This is a genomic window from Streptomyces sp. EDA2-14 (genome assembly GCF_054963755.1).
Genome location: NZ_JBUEGE010000013.1, coordinates 151,756 through 170,083, shown reverse-complemented (window position 1 = coordinate 170,083; position 18,328 = coordinate 151,756). Strand labels below are relative to the sequence as shown.

Annotated in this window: 14 protein-coding genes, 1 tRNA gene and 2 pseudogenes; 7 read left to right on the top strand and 10 right to left on the bottom strand. The window is 68.2% G+C overall.

Annotated features, from left to right (window positions below; genetic code table 11):
• Position 1: 1 nt before the first annotated feature.
• Complete coding sequence (locus ACY34M_RS27595; RefSeq protein WP_462722428.1) at positions 2–331, bottom strand: SCO3933 family regulatory protein; 330 nt, start codon at positions 329–331, stop codon at positions 2–4.
• 157 nt (positions 332–488) lie between these two features.
• Between ACY34M_RS27595 and ACY34M_RS27590 the strand changes: the two genes are divergently transcribed.
• Both ACY34M_RS27590 and ACY34M_RS27585 read left to right on the top strand, forming a co-directional pair.
• A complete protein-coding gene (locus ACY34M_RS27590) occupies positions 489–1,262 on the top strand; it encodes a GntR family transcriptional regulator (RefSeq protein ID WP_462722427.1) in 774 nt (257 codons plus the stop codon).
• Positions 1,259–1,822 (top strand): GNAT family N-acetyltransferase, encoded by a 564-nt coding sequence (locus ACY34M_RS27585; RefSeq protein WP_462722426.1) that lies wholly within the window; start codon positions 1,259–1,261, stop codon positions 1,820–1,822. Before ACY34M_RS27590 ends, ACY34M_RS27585 begins: the two co-directional genes overlap by 4 nt.
• A gap of 1,576 nt (positions 1,823–3,398) precedes the next feature.
• On the opposite strand, the gene ACY34M_RS27580 is transcribed toward ACY34M_RS27585, so the two are convergent.
• From ACY34M_RS27580 to dcd, 3 genes are all read right to left on the bottom strand, one after another.
• Positions 3,399–3,608 (bottom strand): hypothetical protein, encoded by a 210-nt coding sequence (locus ACY34M_RS27580; RefSeq protein WP_462722425.1) that lies wholly within the window; start codon positions 3,606–3,608, stop codon positions 3,399–3,401.
• A 143-nt stretch (positions 3,609–3,751) separates the two neighbouring features.
• Entirely contained in the window at positions 3,752–4,261 is a 510-nt protein-coding gene (locus ACY34M_RS27575) for a phosphoribosyltransferase (RefSeq protein WP_462722424.1), read from the bottom strand.
• Positions 4,262–4,272: 11 nt separating this feature from the next.
• Positions 4,273–4,848 (bottom strand): dCTP deaminase, encoded by a 576-nt coding sequence (gene dcd, locus ACY34M_RS27570; RefSeq protein ID WP_462722423.1) that lies wholly within the window; start codon positions 4,846–4,848, stop codon positions 4,273–4,275.
• Positions 4,849–5,358: 510 nt separating this feature from the next.
• Here dcd and ACY34M_RS27565 point away from each other — a divergent pair.
• Positions 5,359–5,432 (top strand) — tRNA-Gly (locus ACY34M_RS27565).
• Positions 5,433–5,482: 50 nt separating this feature from the next.
• Here ACY34M_RS27565 and ACY34M_RS27560 read toward each other — a convergent pair.
• Positions 5,483–5,767 (bottom strand): annotated as a pseudogene (locus tag ACY34M_RS27560) (tyrosine-type recombinase/integrase); the annotation flags it as partial.
• Here ACY34M_RS27560 and ACY34M_RS27555 point away from each other — a divergent pair.
• The 3 genes and pseudogenes from ACY34M_RS27555 to ACY34M_RS27545 form a co-directional block, all read left to right on the top strand.
• Positions 5,765–6,083: pseudogene (locus ACY34M_RS27555) on the top strand (UTRA domain-containing protein); the annotation flags it as partial. The pseudogenes ACY34M_RS27560 and ACY34M_RS27555 sit on opposite strands and share 3 nt — an antisense overlap.
• Positions 6,083–6,757, top strand: coding sequence for a YdcF family protein (locus ACY34M_RS27550; protein WP_462722422.1), 675 nt, complete (start codon positions 6,083–6,085; stop codon positions 6,755–6,757). The pseudogene ACY34M_RS27555 and the gene ACY34M_RS27550, both read left to right, overlap by 1 nt.
• A 58-nt stretch (positions 6,758–6,815) precedes the next feature.
• Entirely contained in the window at positions 6,816–7,124 is a 309-nt protein-coding gene (locus ACY34M_RS27545) for an ankyrin repeat domain-containing protein (protein WP_462722421.1), read from the top strand.
• Positions 7,125–7,557: 433 nt separating this feature from the next.
• On the opposite strand, the gene ACY34M_RS27540 is transcribed toward ACY34M_RS27545, so the two are convergent.
• Complete coding sequence (locus tag ACY34M_RS27540) at positions 7,558–7,944, bottom strand: hypothetical protein (RefSeq protein WP_462722420.1); 387 nt, start codon at positions 7,942–7,944, stop codon at positions 7,558–7,560.
• A gap of 334 nt (positions 7,945–8,278) precedes the next feature.
• Between ACY34M_RS27540 and ACY34M_RS27535 the strand changes: the two genes are divergently transcribed.
• Positions 8,279–9,007, top strand: coding sequence for a hypothetical protein (locus ACY34M_RS27535; RefSeq protein ID WP_462722419.1), 729 nt, complete (start codon positions 8,279–8,281; stop codon positions 9,005–9,007).
• Between the two features lie 21 nt (positions 9,008–9,028).
• Here the strand turns inward: ACY34M_RS27535 and ACY34M_RS27530 are convergent, their stop codons facing one another.
• From ACY34M_RS27530 to ACY34M_RS27515, 4 genes are all read right to left on the bottom strand, one after another.
• Complete coding sequence (locus tag ACY34M_RS27530) at positions 9,029–9,631, bottom strand: hypothetical protein (protein WP_462722418.1); 603 nt, start codon at positions 9,629–9,631, stop codon at positions 9,029–9,031.
• 164 nt (positions 9,632–9,795) lie between these two features.
• Positions 9,796–11,118, bottom strand: coding sequence for an MFS transporter (locus tag ACY34M_RS27525; protein ID WP_462722417.1), 1,323 nt, complete (start codon positions 11,116–11,118; stop codon positions 9,796–9,798).
• A 170-nt stretch (positions 11,119–11,288) separates the two neighbouring features.
• Positions 11,289–13,037, bottom strand: a complete 1,749-nt coding sequence (locus tag ACY34M_RS27520) for a PucR family transcriptional regulator (protein WP_462722416.1) — start codon at positions 13,035–13,037, stop codon at positions 11,289–11,291.
• Between the two features lie 113 nt (positions 13,038–13,150).
• Entirely contained in the window at positions 13,151–18,229 is a 5,079-nt protein-coding gene (locus ACY34M_RS27515; RefSeq protein ID WP_462722415.1) for a DUF5979 domain-containing protein, read from the bottom strand.
• Between the last annotated feature and the right edge of the window lie 99 nt (positions 18,230–18,328).

The following is an 18,328-nucleotide window of genomic DNA, read 5'->3' as shown; positions in this document are numbered from 1 at the left end:
ATCAGGCCACCGTCGTGAGCGCGACCGCGCGGAAGGCGATCCCGTGCCGCTTCTCGCCGTTGAACGTGTTCTCCCAGTCGCGGGCCTTCAGGCCGATCACGTTCACCGGCGTACCGGGCGCCAGGCCCTCGGGGATGCCCGTCTCGGGGATGGTCACCTGGTACAGGTTCCCGTCGCCCTCGTCCGAGACCAGCAGGCCCACGGTCGACAGCGGGGCGTTCGTCTCACGGTCCATGGCCCGCTCCCCCGTGGCCTTGTTCGCCAGCTTCGGTTCCGGAGCGGTCGCCACGAACACAACGGCGGTCGAAACGTCGATCTTGAAGGAAGGCATAGCTGTCCCCTTGAGTTCAGACTCGGCCCATTTGGACCGCTTGCTCAACTTGTTGGTACAAGCTGACACCCATGAGAGTGCGGCACCGAGAGTGAGACGTCAAGCACTTCGCGCGAACATGTACCAACAAGTTGAGCGAGTGCGTCATGATGGGGGCATGAGCAAGCAGCCGAAGTACCGACAGGTAGCCGACGCACTGCGTCGCGAGATCGACAACGGCACGTATGGGCCCGGATCTCGGCTGCCTTCTGAGGCTGAACTTGCCGGGCGCTTCGACGCCTCACGGAACACGGTCCGATCCGGCTTGAACCTGCTCGTGAGTCAGGGACTCATCGCGTCCAGCCAAGGGCTCGGCTACGCGGTTCGGAAGCACGAGGTGTTCGAACTCAATGCCTCGCGCTTCGAGAACCTCACCTTCCCGCAGAACGGCGACGCGTTCTCAACAGACGTAGCCAACGCAGGCCGGCGCCCTCACCAGACCTTCCGCGTCGAGCTGACCACCACGCCCGAGTACATCGCTCAACGCCTGAAAGTCGAGACCGGATCCCGCGCTGTGCTGCGGTTCTGCCACCGGTTCGTGGATGACGTGCCGTGGTCGACCCAGGCCACCCACTATCCCGATTGGCTGCTGGCGAAGGCTCCGCGCCTAGCCGAGCCGGGGGACATCGCAGAGGGCACGACTCGCTACCTCGCGAGCGCGGGAATCGAGCAGCTCGGCTACTGGGACGAGATCGCAACCCGCATGCCCACTCCCGAGGAGGAGCGACTGTTGGAGATTGGCGCCGGGGTTCCCGTGCTCCTCTGGACTCGCACTGGCTACTCCAACGACCGCCCGATTCGATGCACCATCACCACCATGCGCGGTGATCTCAACCGCATGAACTACGAGATCGGCGATCTGGCCGGACGAAACGAGAACGAGCCCCAGTGATCATCACCAACGCGACGCCAGACGATCTTGCCCACCTCCTCGCCTTTCGAGAGGAAGCCGCGGACTGGATCAGCCGACTTGGCAGCGATCAGTGGAGCCGACCGTATCCCGCCAACCGCCTCTTGAAGACCATCGAACAAGGCACGGTCTTCATGCTGCGTGATGGAGAGAAGACCGCCGGGACCATCACGCTCACACCCGAAGCCGAAGAGGGGTTGTGGACCGATGAGGAACTGGCCGAGCCCTCCCTGTTCATCAACAAGTTGACTGTTTCGCGCGACTTCGCGGGGCAAAACTGGGGCGGACGAATGCTGGATTGGGCAGGCGAACGAGCGTACAAAGCTGGCGCCAAGTGGATTCGCCTGGACGCGTGGACGACCAACGAGCCGCTACAGCGCTACTACCTGAGCCAGGGGTTCGAACATGTGCGGACCGTCCTTCAGGGCAACGCCGTCAACGGAGGACCGCGTGTTTCTGGGTGGCTGGCCCAACGCCCCAGCCGAGAAGCCGAGCACGGTCTCACCGATCAGACGACCAGTCCACGGCCTCTGAACGCCTGAGTTGTTACAGGTTTCTCTACCTCATCAAGCCCGCCCGTTCCGGGCGGGAAGGGGGTGGGGAGACCACGAAGCCGCTGGCGTGATCGCTCGATCGAACCGGGGAACGGCAGACACCCGCAGCCCCAGCAGAACGCACAGCCCAGCACCAGCGCACACAGGCACCCGAAGCCCCAACACCCCACGCAAGCACCGCAGTCACCACAGGCCCGGTCACTGATCCTTGACGGCGCGGGGCCCCATGGGGCGGGGGCTCTTGCCCCTTCGGGCATCCGGCGCGCTGGCCAATCGGCATCCAGCCGCTCGCTACGGATCACACCCCCACAGGCCCGAGCTACGGGCCTGCGCGGGCACGGGGGCTCGGGGCTTGCGCTCATGCCTTCGGCCCGCGCCGCCCCGGCCCCCGGCCCCGCGCCACAAGTGCACTGTCACGGGATGATCCGCTTCACGCTTTGACCGCTAAAAACGTGCGCCGGACCGAGCCCAACACCCCACCCCAGCAGGCCCCAAGCCGCCCGGACCAACCCGGCCCCGGCGACCAGGAGCAGCACGGGACGAGGGGCGCAGAGCCACGAGCGATCAGCAGGCAGGGCACACCGGGTGAGGGGAAGGCCCGACCCGAGCGCACCAGCAGCACGAGGCGGGAGATGCAGTGTGGTGAGGGGGCGGGTTCACAGACGATGCCTCCGGCGGGGGATCGGCCGGCACCGGGGGGAGGGGGACACGCTGCCGGGTGCGGATCCGCGGGTGGTTGCGAGTGCTCCCGTCCCGTCCACCGTCGACCCAGGCAGAGCCGAGCAGACGTGGTTCATGGCGTCCAGGTCGTTCGTACAGTGGCGCGCTCCACCTGGACGCCATGAACCACGCCCGCTCCACGATGTGTGGGTCGACGGCGGACGGGACGGGAGCTGGGTTGGGTAGTGGGCTGGGCCGGGCAGTAGAGCGCCTGTGTCGCATGTTCGTGGGCGGACGCAAGCGCTCTACAAACAGCGGTTGCTAACTGCGGTGATGCCACCAGAAGAGGGCCAGCGCTCCGACCCCGCTCAGACTCGCCTTGACCACTGTCCTCGTGATCTCGTCGGAAGCGGAATACAGAAGGCGCCGAAAATCCCGCCGCGCGGACCGTTCGTGCAGGTCACGGGATATCCGTTGGTGAGATCGGTTGAGCCTGCCGATCTTCGACGTGGGCCGATGTCCGACCTGGCAACTACACTTCCTTTTGCTGGGACTGCGAATGTTGACCTCCAAGGTTGATGGTCCCAACGGTGTGAGCGGCCTCCTGCTGAACCCAGGGGGCCGCTGCCATTTCTGGCAGAGGCTCCGTGGCCGCATGAGCCAGTCTGACGCACGGCACTGACAGTCGTTGCCCGCCTCGGTCAAGGCGCGCCGGACCCGGAAGCGGCGCACTGCGGCGTTTCACGTGAAACCCCAAGTCATCTTCGCTCAAGGCCACTTGAGGCTCCTTGGCGATGCAGCTCGGCGAGCCGAACAACGGGTCGCTGACCATGATTTCCGTCTATCTCATCGCCGCTGACGTGCCCCATCTCGACATCTCGAAGAAGTACTTGAAGTGCTCCGTCTACGCGACGACCACCAGGTGCAGGCGGTTGTAGACCGAGTAGAACTTCGTCTCCTCCAGGAACTGACTCCCGTAGACCAGGAAGATGTCCATCTCCCCGTGCCGCTTGATGACCATCTCCCGGTACCGCTTGCAGAACCAGTCGCCCTTGCCGTGGCGGATGAAGTCGGCGCCCTTCTTGGTGAGCTCCTTGGAGCTCATGTACTGCACGCACGTCTTCTCGCCATGCTGTCGGTCTCGATCTCGGGCAGCGCACCTACGCTCCCGACCAGCCCCCCTTGCACGGCCTCTCAACGCCACAGGCCCCCCGGCGAATACCGAGGGGCCTGTCGCAGCGTGGGGATCGTCACACGTCAGAGCGCTTCTTTGTTCTCCTTGGGCGCCTCACCAGACGTATGTACTGGAGGCAAGACACTCCACGGGAAGTTGATCCAGTCGTCCGTCCGCTTCCACACGTACTCGCACTTCACGAGTGAGTGGGACTTCTCATAGACGACGGCCGAGCGGACCTCCGCGACGGTGTCGAGGCAGAAGTCGTGGACGAGCTTCAGCGTCTTGCCGGTGTCCGCGACGTCGTCCGTGATCAGGACCTTCTTGTCGCTGAAGTCGATCGCGTTCGGCACGGGCGCGAGCATGACCGGCATTTCGAGCGTGGTGCCGACGCCCGTGTAGAACTCCACGTTCACCAGGTGGATGTTCTTCACGTCCAGCGCGTACCCGAGCCCGCCGGCGACGAAGACGCCGCCGCGCGCGATGCTGAGGATGATGTCCGGCCGGTAGCCGTCGTCGGCGATGGTCTGCGCGAGCTCGCGCATGGCGACGCCGAACTTTTCGTACGTGAGGTTCTCGCGGACATCACTCATGTTGCTGCTGCTCACACCTGGGTCCGATGGAAATTGAGGAAGGAACGGGAGGCGGTCGGGCCGCGCTGTCCCTGGTAACGCGAACCGTAGCGCTCGCTGCCGTAGGGGAACTCGGCGGGTGAGGACAGCCGGAACATGCACAGCTGACCGATCTTCATCCCCGGCCACAGCTTGATCGGCAGCGTCGCGAGGTTCGACAGCTCCAGCGTCACGTGACCGCTGAAGCCGGGGTCGATGAATCCGGCCGTGGAGTGCGTGACGAGGCCGAGCCGGCCGAGCGAGCTCTTGCCCTCGAGCCGCGAGGCGAGGTCATCGGGCAGGGAGATGACCTCGTACGTCGAGGCGAGCACGAACTCACCGGGGTGCAGGATGAACGGCTCGTCGCCCTCCGGCACCACCTCCCGCGTCAGCTCCGACTGCTCGACGCTGGGGTCGATGTGCGGGTACTTGTGGTTCTCGAACACCCGGAAGTAGCGGTCGAGCCGCACATCGATGCTCGACGGCTGAACCATGGATTCGTCGTAAGGATCGATCCGGACCCGGCCGGCGTCGATCTCGGCCCGGATGTCCTTGTCTGAGAGAAGCACGTAGCGAGGATACGCAGTGGGCGCGGGCCCGCCACAATCGGCGGGGCCCGCGCCCACTGTCGTTGGTGCCGCTTACCGCTCGTCCGGTCCCACAGGGACGGCGTGCCGAAGTCGAGCGCACCGCGGACACCGAATAAGCCGGCTCGGACCAAGGCGGTCGGCCTGCTGCATCGGGAACGAAGCGGTGGCGAACACGTGCCCTTCGGCACATCGGACGACGGTGCGATCCATCGAGTCCATCAAGTCCCGGAGTCCCTTCCCCACGGAGCCATTGGGCCAGTTTCCTGACCGACGACGAAAAGCAACATTACGGGATGAAAGGGACGCCAATCCAGGCGGCACCCCGTGGTGAATCGTCTTCGGCCGGAGCCCCCACCGTACGCTTCAACTCCCTTCACTCGCAGTCACTTCCACCCCGCACAACGAAGCCGGGCCCCGGAGGCTTCAGCGCCCGGGGCCCGGCATGGGGTACAGTGTCGCCAGTACGGATCGCTTCAACGGCCGTACCGCGCGGGTGTAGTTTAATGGTAGAACATAAGCTTCCCAAGCTTAGAGCGCGAGTTCGATTCTCGTCACCCGCTCCACATCAAAGGCCCAGGTCATCGACCGGGGCCTTTTTGCTGTGCGGATTCGCTCAGTCGTCGCGTGCCACATCCGTGCCAGAAGCTTGATCATCCGGCTTCCGTGCCACAGCCCGCCGGGCGCGTCGCACACTCCGGTCGAGCATGCCCGCGACCTCCTGTTGCCGCTCCCCCTCGGAGTGCTGATAGATCATCGCGGCCTTCTCCGACGACTGCCCGGCCCGCACCATCGTGTCCTTCAGCATCGCGCCGGATCGGGTCGACAGGGTGTGCCCCGTGCGGCGCAGGTCGTAGAACCGCAAGTTCTCCGGCAGGCCGACGACGGTACGGGCGACACGCACGTCGAGGGCACACGGATCGTGGACCCGACTCCGGGACCCGCCGGTCGTGGCGGTGGGTCGCGGAGTGCTGTACGACGCCGGGTACGAGATCGACCACATGAAGGAAGAGATCTTCGCGCGAGCACCGTCCGCAGACGAGGTGAAGCTCTTGCAACTCCCGCCGGGTGAGCCTGTCGTAGAGCTGCATCGAACGACTTACACCGCCTCTGCCACAGTGGTCGAGTTCGCCATCGGTGTGCACGCGGCTTCGCGCTTCGCCTGGAAGTACGACTTCAAGGTCCCGGACTCCGCGAAGGGCGAGAAAGGGCAGTAATGATCTCGACGCAGGCATGGGACGACGCGCGGCGCCTGTGGGACTACCACCAGATGGGCCACACCCTGCGGCCCTGCTCAGTCGCAATCGGCCTGGGCAGCCATGACCTGGGTGTGGCCGACACGGCGGTGGACCTGTACAAGCGCGGCCTGGCCCCGCTGCTTGTGTTCACCGGAGCCACGAGCCCGACCACGCGCGAGCGCATGCCACGCGGCGAGGCAATCCACTACCGGGAACGGGCCCTGGAACTCGGCGTGCCCAGCTCCGCCGTGCTCGTCGAGCCTGAAGCGAGGAACACCGGCGAGAACATCCGCTTCTCCAAGGCCGTGCTGGAATCGGCCGGCATCCCTGTCTCCTCCGTGCTTCTGATCAGCAAGCCGTACGAGGAGAGGCGCGCGTACGCCACGGCCCGGAAGCTGTGGCCCGAGGTCGAGATCCTCAGCGCCTCCACCCCGATGACGCTCGGCGAGTACGTCGATTCCATCGGAGACGCCCGCAAGGTCATCGACATGCTCGTGGGCGCCCTTCAGCGACTGCTGATCTACCCGGAACAGGGCTTCATGATCAGCCAGACCGTGCCGGACGACGTGCTCCAGGCGTACGAGCGGCTGTGCCACGGGGGCTTCACCAGCCGCCTCCTGACCACGGATCAGCAATCGGGAACGAAGTTGTGAGGTCATCTTGAATGCCGACGGGTTCGAACCTTGCACGCCCGCCCACCAAGCGGTGGAGATGAGCGACCATGCCACGCTCACACGCCTCCTCGACGAGGGGGCGGACGTGAATGAGGTTTGTTGCGGATTGACGCTTCTCATGCACGCCATCGACCTGGAAGGCGACTCGGCCCTTCAGTCGGGACACCCGATCGACAGTGCTCTTACCGCGATCGTCCTTGCCTATGGCGCCGACCCTGCCGCAATCTCCGAAGTCGGCAAGAGCCCCATCGAGCTGGCCCACTCCTACAACCACGACATGGCGATCCGCCTGCTGACCCGATTCCTCACAGTCCGTGGGCGAGACGCCGGACCGGCAGGCACTTAGTTCAACCGACCTGGGCCCAGGAGCTGTTACAGGTTTCTCTACCTCATCAAGTCCGGCTGCGCTCCGCTCCGCCGGGCGGGCTTCCCGGCTCCGCTGCCCTTCGCGCTCATGCCTTCGGCCCGCGCTACGGGCGCTGCGCCGACGCGCGCCCACGCGTGGATAGACCGAGGCGATGAGTCGAGCACCGCGACTCACTTACGCGGGCCACAGGCAAAGGCGATGCCTCCGGCGGGGGATCGGCCGGCACCGGGGGCCGGGGGCAGCACTGCCGGGTGCGGATCCATGGGTGGTTGCGGGGAGTTCCCGTCCCGTCCACCGTCGACCCAGGCGAAGCCGAGCAGACATGGCCCCTGGTGTCCAGGTCGTTCGTACAGTGGCGCGCTCCATAGGAGCTGGGGTTGGGTAGTGGGTTGCGTGAGGATGCGTCCGCAGGTCAACGCCCGTGAGGGATGACCACGACCTGTACATCATCTTCGTAGATCACGCGCCCTGGATCAGTCGACTTCACCGCGCGACAGTCCACGTCGTGCACGGCCAAGATCTCTAGGTAACCCGCCACGCGCACGATGAGATGGTCCGCCGAGGACTTGAACCAGGCCGTGGCTCCGGGGTTAACAACCGGGTCGTACACGCTCTGGTCGACGGTCGATGGATCCGGGTATGCCGCGTCGTACCAAGCATTGTTCTCGCGTCGGAACCGTTCCTGCTCAGCCGTTAGCCGTCCTTCACGGGCGAGGTTATTGACCAGTCCAAACACACCCTTGAACTGACCTCGTTCGTCGGGCATGGTCGACTGGAAACGCACATACTCGATGGCCATCACGCGATAGTGCCACGCAATACCCGGTCTCAGGAGGGCTCCCCGGCCCGTGCCACATCCGTGCCAGGTCGACCGGGGGAACCACGGGGAACGGCAGGCATGAAGTCGGCGGCCACAAGGGGGCGTTAAGGCGCTCCCCCGCAGGTCAGGCGCCCAACTCCCCCTAGATCACCCGAGCTTCCCAAGCTTAGGGCGCGAGTTCGATTCTCGTCACCCGCTCCACGACAAAGGCCCAGGTCATCGACCGGGGCCTTTTTACTGTGCTGGACGTACGTACAGGGAAGCGACTCCGGTGAGGCTTGATGGCTGCGTCCGGCGTCGCAATACTGGAAATGTGGGCAATGAACCCCCAGACCGGTCAACCTTCAGCGATGTCATCGGGCCATGGGCCGACGGCGGCGGTAGTGAACGTCGGCGGGAGGCCGACGACCGTGACGCCGCTGCCGACGAGCGGGAAGCCATCGCCGATGAGCGCGAAGTCATCGCCGATGAGCGCGAAGTCATCGCCGATGAGCGGGAGGCCCTCGCGGACGGGCGCGAGCGAGAGCTGAACGCCCGGGAGGAGAGCACGGACAGACAGGCCCGCCACGTCGGCGAGCCGGCGCCCACCTTTCTGCAGCGGTCCCAGGAAGCGAGCGAAAGGGCGCGCGCGCTGCTCACCGCCAGCGAGGCCCGACTGGCGCGCGCCGAGGCCAACATGGCGCGCGCGGAGGCCCTCGACGCCCGGAAGCAATGGGCCCTTCAGCAGGAGATCGTCGTTTCGGGCCGGTTGCTCGACCCCGCGAGTCAGTCGCGGGAGAACCATCTGGACATCTTCGTGCAGCATCTCCACGCGCGGTACCTCACCGCGGCGAGCAAGCTGGCCGACGCACACGACATGGTGGCCCAGCATCACGAACGCCTCGCCCGGGGCGAGACGTCGACCGCGGAAGAACACCGCGGCCGCGCCCGCAGGGCACGCCAGGCGGCACTGCACATCCGCACGGCCGCCCACCAGGCCACCTACCCGGAGGACAGCGCCCCGTCCGCCGAGCTGCCGCCCGACGGTGACCACATGCCGTGAGGGGGCCCAACTCCCTCCGGGTCAGCGGAGCTTGATCCTGCGGGCCATGACGCGCAGGCCCGCGCCGGTCGCGACCAGCGTTGCGGCCATCGCACCGAGTACGTACGTCCTGGTGTCCCGGCCCGTCTCGGCCAGCTGCGGACCGTGTGAGGGAGAGGCTGCCCGCGGCGTCGGTGCTGTCACGGTCGGCGGCGGGGAACCCGGGGTGCCGGACGACGACTCCTCTGCCCGTGGACTGGACGTGCTCGTGGCGGGGGGCGTGGACCGGCTCGGGCTCGCAGACGCGGACGGAGTCGAGGGCGCGGCCTGAGCCGTGGACTGGCTCGGGGCCGGGGAGGGCGTGTTGGCGATCGGAGTTCCCGCCGCCGATGTCGGCGACGGGAACTCCTCCTCGCCATAGCCGGAGGGCTGCTCCTCCTCGCCATAGCCGGAAGGTTGCTCTTCCTCGCCATAGCCGGAGGGTTGTTCCTCGTCGCCATAGCCGGAGGGCTGCTTCTCCGCTCCATAGCCATGGGGCTCCTCGCCGTATCCGGAGGTGCGCGCCCCGCCGTTCGGTGCCGGATTCCCGTCGTCGACGGACATGGCGAGAGCCGGGGTCGTGGCACAGCCGATCGCGACTGCCACGACAACCCCGACCACCGTCCTTCGCAGAGCGACCCGCGAGACTCCGCGGCCGAGAATTGTGACCTTTTCGTACATAAATAAAAGAATCGGGTCATATGACAGCGTGCACAAGGCAACGCGCCGACAGGCCGCCGGGCCACCCGATCGGCCAGGTCCCGATCGGATCAGATCGTGTCGAGGTCCCGGGTGCGGGTCTCCGGGAGCGCCAGGACGCACAGCAGCGAGAGCAGCGCCATGCCGCTCATGAACCAGCCGCCCACCGACGCGCTGTAGTTCTCGGCCAGGGCCGTGACGACCAGGGGAGCCGCCGCGCCGCCGAGTACGCCTCCGAGGTTGTAGGAGAAGCCGGCGCCCGAGTAGCGCAGCCGGGTCGCGAAGAGTTCGGGCATGTAGGCGCCCGCCGGGCCGTAGATGATGCCCATGCAGAGCAGGGCGCCGCTCAGGGCGACGGCGATGAGGACGTAGTTGCCGGTGTCGAGGAGGGGGAAGAGGACCGCACCCCAGACGACGCCGAACGCCGCGCCGCCGATGATGAGTTTGCGGCGGCCGACCTTGTCCGACCAACGGGCCACGGCGTAGGTGGAGATGCCGAGGACCGTGACGGCCACGAGGGTCAGGAGCAGCATGTCGTTCTTGGGGACGCCCAGGTCGCCGGTCGTGTACGTCATGCAGTACGTGGCCGCCGTGTAGAACATCACGTAGACGACGGTGATCATGCCCGCGCCGAGCAGCATCTCCTTGGGGTGCTTGCGGAAGGCCTCGGCGAGGGGCGCCTTCGCCGTTTCGCGTTCCGCGGTGACCTTCGCGAAGGCCGGGGTTTCGGCGATCTTGAGGCGGATGCCCAGGCCCACCGCGACCAGGACGAACGACAGCAGGAACGGGATGCGCCAGCCCCAGCTGTCGAAGGCCGCGTCGTCCAGGAGCGACGACATGAGCAGGAACGTGAGGGTGGCGGCGAAGTAGCCGACGGGCGAGCCCATTTGGGGGGCCGAGGCGTACAGGCCGCGTTTGCCCTTCGGGGCGTGTTCCACGGCGAGGAGGGCCGCGCCGCCCCACTCGCCGCCGAGGCCGAGGCCCTGGATCAGGCGGAGCAGGACCAGGAGGACCGGGGCCATCACGCCCAGGGTGTCGTAGCCGGGGAGCAGGCCGATCAGGCCCGTCGACAGGCCCATCATCAGGAGCGAGACGACCAGGACCGTCTTGCGGCCCACGCGGTCGCCGAAGTGGCCGAAGATCGCGGCGCCGAGCGGCCGGGCCGCGAAGCCGACGGCGAAGGTGGACAGGGTGGCCAGCGTGCCTGCGGCCTCGGAGAGGTCGGGGAAGAAGGCCTCGTTGAGGACGAGCGCGGCCGCGGTTCCGTAGATGTAGTAGTCGTAGAACTCGATGGCCGTGCCGATGAAGCTCGCCGTGGCGATCCGGCGCATGCCGGACGGGGGCGTGGCGGGGACGGTGCCGCCCGCGGTGGCGGGCGAGGCGGATTCTGGCATGGGCCGGCCTCCGGAAGGGGCGGTGAGGGTCAGGGACTCCGTCGCGGAAAGCGGATGCGAACTCCGAACTGCGAACTGGGTGTGAACCTAAGGCGGCAGGCGCGCCCCGCCCCTTGTCCGCTCGGACAGCGCTCGGGGTCCCGGGGTGTCCGCCCCGACAGGGTTCCGGCTCAGGCGCCGGGGAACGCCGGGTCCGTGAGGTGCCGCGCGTCGAGGTCGAGGCGGAGCTGGAGCGTCGCGGCGAGCCGGTGTTCGGGGTCGTCGAGGTCGAGGCCGGTCAGCGCGACGGCTCTGCGGACCCGGTAGCGAAGGGTGTTGGGGTGCACGTTGAGGCGCTTGGCGACGGCGGCGACGTCGCCGAACGCGTCGAGGTAGAGGAGGAGGGAGCGGGCCAGGTCGGTGCCCTGGTCGCGGTCGCGGGCGACGAGGGCGGCCACGGCGGGGAAGCGCAGCTCCGGTGACCGGTCGAGGAGTTCCAGGGTGTCGCGGACGAGCAGCGCCGGGGCGAGCCGGCTGTGGGTGCCGACGGTCGTCTCGGGTGTCCGGGCGAGGAGTTGCAGCGCGCGGTGGCCGCGGAGCTTGACGGACGGTACGTCGGCGAGGCGTGCGGCGCGGCCCGCGACGACGGCCTGCACCCCGGTGCCGGTGAGGCGGCGCAGCGTGGCCACGAGTTCGTCGGCCCACCGGACGAGCGGGCCCTCTTCTTCATACGCCGCCGAAGACACCGCAGAGGACACGGCCGAAGACACGGCCGAAGACACGGCCGAAGACACCGCCGAAGACACCGCCGGAGGCGTCGGCAGCACCGCGTAGATCTGCCCGCACGCCTGCGCCACCAGCGCGTTCTCCCGGTGCGCCGCCACATGCACGGAGACGATGCCCGCCGCCTCCGCGCGCCGGGCGTCGGCCCGCACCGCGTCTCCCCCGTCGGCCGGTTCGCGCAGGTCGACGGCGACCACATCGGCCCCGGCCGCCGGGTCGATGCCCAGGTGGGCGGCGAGCGCGGCGGCGTCGAAGCGGCCGGTGAGCAGTCCGTGGCTGAGCTCCTCGCGGGAGGCGAGCCGGGCGCCCGCGTCGCCCTGGAAGTAGTGGTCGACGAGCCCGGCCGCGGCGATCCGGGCGGCGCCGCGCAGCATCTGGGGTGCCCGTTCGGCGAGCGGCCGGTCGCCCTCCTGCACCCAGATCGTGCCGAGCGGTCGGCGTCCGGCGTTGATCCCAATGACCAGGCGGCGCCGGGCGCCCATCTCCGGTTGTTCGTCGACGGTGACGACCTCGTCGCCCGTGCGGACCCGCTGGTGGACGCCGAGCCTGCGCAGCAGCGCCAGGTACGGCTCGGGGCAGCTGCGGCCGAGGATGGTGGCGCGGCGCAGTTCGTCGGCCTCGTCGACCGGTCCCGCGTAGGCGAGGACGCGGTGCGCGCCGTCCTCCAGGCTGACCAGGCCCTGGGTGAGGGTGGCCACGGTCTGCGCGAGGGAGAACAGGTCACCGCTGCGGCTCGGGGCGAACTCCCCCGCGGGGGCGGCGAGTACGGCGCGCATCTCGGCCTCCGCGCGGTCCCAGCGCAGCCCTCGCGGCAGGCCGATCACGGCGATCCCGGCGTCCTCGGCCGCCGTGCGCAGCGCCTGGGGCAGCCCGTCGCCGCCGACCCGTACGGCGAGCGCGCCCGCGCCCGCGGCACCGGCCGCCGCCACCATGTCCACGGCCTCGGCCTCCCGCACGCCGACCGCGAGCACGAGGGCACCGGCCACCGCGTCGAGCGGCTCGTCCGGTTCGGCGATGACCACGTCGTGGATCTCGCCGTCGTCCGGACCGCACCACACGGGCCGCGGTTCCAGCACGTCGGCGAGGCGCCGCAGCACGGCGTGCGCGTCGGCCCGGCCGCCGTCGGGGGCCCTGGTCTCCAGAGGTCTGTCGTCCACGGGGGCAGCGTAGACACGAACCCTGTCCCTCAGACATGAGTTCGCCCCACGTCGAAGCGGCGGCCCCCGGCGCATCGCATCGCCGGGGGCCGCCGCCCTGTGCCGGGTGAGGATCAGCCGCGGCCCCTGCGGGCCATCGCGCGGACCGTGAGGCCGGCCGCGAGGGCGAGGACCGTGAGCAGGGCGCCCAGGACCGTCCAGTCGCGGAATCCGGTGTCGGCGAGGTGACCACCGCCGCCACCGGGCTCGTGCGGCTTCGGCGGGGTCTCGTCGAAGGTGTTCGTGACGTCGACCGTCGTCGCGTCGTCGACCGTGACCTCGCCGTCGTCGCCGCCGTCGGACGCGGTGTACGTCACCGTGTCGCCGCCGGGCACGTCCGTCTCCTTCACCGTGCAGGTCGCGCCCTTCGGGACGGCGACGGTGCGCGCCTCGCCGTCCTTCAGCCGGAAGGCGCTGTCGGCGGCGGAGAGCGGGACCGCTCCTTCGTCCGTGGTGCAGGAGAGCGCGAAGTCGTACGGGCCCGCGCCGCCGTTCACCACGTGCTTGGTGACGGTCAGGTCGGCCGCCGGGAAGGTGTTCGTGACCTTGATGGTGGCCGGGTCACCGGAGCCGTCCGCCGTGATCACGACCGGGTCGTCGGCCGAGCCGTGGTCGACGGTCGCCTTCTCGGCGCCGCCGGTGTCCACCTCCTCGGCCCAGCACCGGGTGTTGACCGGCAGCGGCCTGACCGTGACGGGCTTGTCGGCGCCCACCTCGTACGTCCGGTGCAGGACTCGCTGACCGGCGTCTCCCGACGCGGTCGGCAGGGCGCAGGAGACCTCGACGTCGAAGGTGCGGTCGCCCGCGTACCGGGCGCCGTCCCCGTCGAGCGCCTTGACCAGGTGCAGCGCGCCGAACTCGTACGTGTTGGAGATGCGCGCGCTCTGCACGGTGTCGGTGTCGATGTTCGGCTTGATCGTGATCTCGACCGGGTCGGACGCGGGGTGGTCGGACTGGCCGCCGTGGGCCGAGGTCTCCCAGACCTTGCACTCGGCGCCCGCCGGGATCCCCTTGATGTCGACCGGCTCGTCCACGGAGACCCGGTAGTCCTTGTCGAGGACCACCCGGGGCAGCCTGCCCTGCGGATGGATGGTGCAGGTGACGTGGTACGGGTACGTGACCTTCTTCAGCGCGTCGTCCAGCCGGTCGGGGTGTTTGCCGAGCCGCTTGACCAGCTTCAACTCACCGTAGGCGAGGGCGACTCCGACCTTGATCGGCTCGTTCTTCTGAAGGACGCGCGGGGAGCCCGCGCGGTCGGTGGTCTCGTTGTGGGCGTAGGAGTTCCAGGCGATGGTCGGGTCGCCGTTGCGGGCGACGTCGAGCGGGGTGTCCATCGCGTACGTGATGTCGACGGTGCCACCGGGCTCCAGCGGCCGCGGGAACCTCAGGTCCATGTCGGCGCCGACCGCCTTGCCGCTGTAGGCGTCGTCCCACGTGTCCGAGGGGCACTGGTCCGCGCTCGAACCGGCGCCGCCCATGTCGAGGTCCTTGGTGCACAGCGGCTCGTCGTTCTCGTACTTGGTGGTCATCTCGCCGGGGCTGCCGCCGTCGAGCTTCGGCTCGGAGGCGAGCGTGGGGCGCTTGTCCCAGGCCGTCTGGCGGTCCTGGTCGAGGACGACGCCCTTGTCACCGGCGACCGGGAACCGGTCGATGATGCGCATGTTCGTGCCGTCCTCGGTGCCCGCGTTCCGCAGGCGCATCAAGTAGTGGTACCGGTCACCGGGGTTGACCAGGGCGATGCACGGGTTGGCGGTGTACCTGCGGCCGGTGGAGTCGGTCGTCATCAGGCACGAGTCGTCGCCCACGTCGACCGTCTTCTTGGTCTTGGTGTTGTACCAGCCGAGGTCGTCATTGCCGGAGACCCACTTGCGGGCGCTGAACGCGGCGCCGGACTTGGCCGTCAGCTTCGCGTCGTCGACGCAGTACAGACCGGAGCCGAACATGGCGCCGTCCTCCTCCGCCTCGCTCGCGTCCTCACAGGCCAGGTCCGGGTCGGACGAGGTGGCGCCCATGGTGTTGGTGACGGTCTCGTCGGCGCGGATGCCCGCTTCCAGCTTCACGTGGATCTCGATGGTGAAGCTGCCGCCGGGCGGGAAGTTCCACGCCTTGCCGTCGTCGTCCTTGGAGAAGTCCCAGGTGAGCCCGGAGACCCGGTCGCCGTCGGTGGTCCGGGAGAAGACGGGCATCGGGACGGCGACGGTGCCGTCCGGCTGCTTCTTGTCGATGATCTTGTACGGCTCGCCGTTGTCGCCCGCGAACGTCTCGTCGAACGCGATGCCCTCGGGGAGGTCGTCCTTGACGACCAGGTTCGGGACGTTCGCCGTACCGGTGTTGGTGACCTTCAGATAGAAGGGGGCGTCCTCGCCGGGGGAGAGCACGGTGTCGGGGGTCTTGTCGACGTCGAGCTTGGGGTCGCCCTTGACCAGGTCGAGGGTGGCGTCGACCGGGTCGATGTCCCGGGGCTTGTCCTCGTCCTCCACCTTGGTGAGGAACTGGCCGGTGGCGGTGTCCTCCAGGTGGTCGGGGATCGGCTTGCCGGTGCTGCGCGAGGCGGGCCGCGGGCTGACGTCGAGGACGAGGATGCCGGAGCAGCCGCTGGCGGCGCACTCGGGCTTGATCACGTAGCCGTCGTTGGTGGTGCTCGTCGAGGAGTACGTGGCGCGGATGCCGGTGACGTCGGCGGCGTTCACACCCGACGGCAGGGCGGCCGAGGAGGCCGGGGCGCCGTCGACCCACTCCCCGTTCACATACGCGTCGATCTGTACGCGGTTGGCCCCGGCCGGCATCTGGTTCGACTTGATGGACACGAGGTCCACGGCGTCGAAGAAGTCCTCGTCCTGGTCGACGATCTTCAGGTACTTGGCCGACATGTTGCCGGTGTTGCGGACGGTGAGCGTCATGTCCGCGTGCTGGCGGGGCAGTCCGGCGACGTACTCGGGGAGCTGGCCGGGGGAGATCGTCTTGTTCAGCGAGGCGCCGTCGGCGGCGGGCCCGGTCTCCATGGTCTTGCAGTCGCCGCCCTTGAAGTCACCGCCCTGGCTGTCCTTGGCCGTGACCGAGAAGCAGTTCTGGAACGTCTCGCCGTTCTCGACACCCTCGCGGCGCTCTCCGGTGACGTTGATGGTGACGCTGTCGCCCGGCGCCATCGCCTTGCCGTCGTCGTAGACCCCGCGCACGCCGGTGGCCCGCGCGAGCACGTCGGCGTCCACGCCCTCGTAGTCGACCCAGGCACCCGTGTCCGGGTCGTACACCTGGAGGGTCACCGGCGCACCGGACGGCGAGACGGAGACGGAGGTGATCTCCAGCTTGTCGAAGGGGCTGGCGCTGCCGGGCTTCCCGTCGGCGTCGGCGGCCGGGTCGGTGATGACCACGTCGCTCAGCGGCAGGTTGCCGGTGTTCGTGAACTTCAGCTGCATGTCGATGGGCTGGCCCGGCGGTACGTCCGTCTGGCTGACGGTCTTGACGCCACTGCCGCTGCCGTTCGGGTTCTCGACGACGAGGTTGGCGCACGCGCTGCCGGCGGCGGTGCCGCTGCCGTCGCTGCGGCCCGCGTCGCCCTTCGTACCGGCGCAGTTGCTGACGCCGTCGGCCACGTCCTGTGCGTCGACGTCGTCGGTCAGGGTGCCGTGCAGGTCGAGGCCCGCGGTGGCGCCCTCTGCGATGGACGGATTGCCGTCCTCGTCGACGCCGGTGTAGACGACCTCGACCTTCTTGACCTGCTTGCAGTCCTCGGGGACCTCGTAGGTCGCGTTCTCCGTGTAGGTCTGCGTGCGGGTGGTGTCGTCGGCACAGGTGACGGTCAGCTTCGCCTCGGTCGCGCCCGAGGGGAAACGCAGGCGCACCTTGTCGACGTCGAGCTTGTCGAACTCGTTGGTCGTGTTCGCGTCCGGCTCGGTGATCGTCAGGGTCTTCACCTTGAACGGCGACTTGTTCGTCAGGTCGACCCCGGTGCTGACCGGCGAGTTCTCCCCGATCACGGCGTGTTCGTCGGAGCCGTGATCGAAGTCGCCGTTGGTGTCGGCGTAGTACTTCTTGCTCGTCTCCAGGACCAGGATGTCCGGCAGGATGTCGTACGTGTCGCAGGCCTGCTCGCCGTCGACGTCGCCCTCCGTGGTCTCCTTCGCCGTCGGGGTCGCGCAGTTGTTGACCGTGATCTTGTCGGTGGGCTTGAGCTGCGAGCCGTCCGAGCGCTTGGTGTCGCGCAGCTTCATGCCGACCTCGACGCTGCCGCCGTTCTCGTCGTACGGCAGCGGGTCGCCGTTGCTGTTGGTGAAGACGACCTCGAAGCCGACCACGTCGTCCGGGTCGACGCCTGCGGGCAGCGGGAGTTCGCCGGGGGCGGTGATGGTCGCGCCGGTGTGCGTCTGGCCGTCGGAGGTGGTGACCACGAGGTGCGCCTGGTCGGCGCCCTTGGGGAACGCGGTCACCGTCGCACCGGTGAAGTCGAAGTACTCGAAGGTCTCCTCGGTGTCGTCGGACACCGACAGCTCGGTGACCTCGGCCGAGGACGAGGAGTTGTTGCGCACGTTCAGCTTGATCGTGGACTCCTCGCCGCTCATCGCGACGGCGGAGCCGTCCTCCCAGTCCTTGGTCGTCACCGGCTTGACCACGCGCGGGATGGAGATGGTGATGTCGGAGTCGGAGGTCTTCGGGTCCGCGTTGTCGGCGTCGGCCTTCGCGGTGTTGGTGATGGTGGTGCCGTCCTCCAACTGTGTGTCGGCCGGCACCCGCATCCCGATCTCCACCGAACCCGCCTGGCCCGCCCGCAGACCGGTCTCGCCGTCCGGGTTCTGCAGCGGCTGCTTGTAGACGATCGTCAGCTGCCGCGTGGCCTCGTCGTAGGTGACGTCACGGGTGCTGTCGGACTTCGGAAGGCTGGTCACCTCCAGGCCTTCCGGCAGGGTGTCGGTGACCGTGAAGTTCACGCAGTCCACGTCCAGGCCGGAGCACTGCCCGCTGATGGTGTAGATGAACTCGTCACCGGGCTCCAGCGGCCCGTCGGCATCGTTGGTCTTGGTGATGCCGACCGAGCTCATGGGGTCGTCGGCAGCGGCGACGGGCGCCGCGAGGGCCTGTGAACCGAACAGCAGGCTGAGCACTGCCGCGAGCACGACCAACAGGCGCAGGCGCAAGAGTCTTCCAACGGTGGGCATGGGCGCGACAGTAAGGAGAGATCCCTTATGCGCCCGTTATGCCACACCAAACGATTGACGGCCTATCAGACATTTCGCCCGAATGGCGGCCCGGCCCCC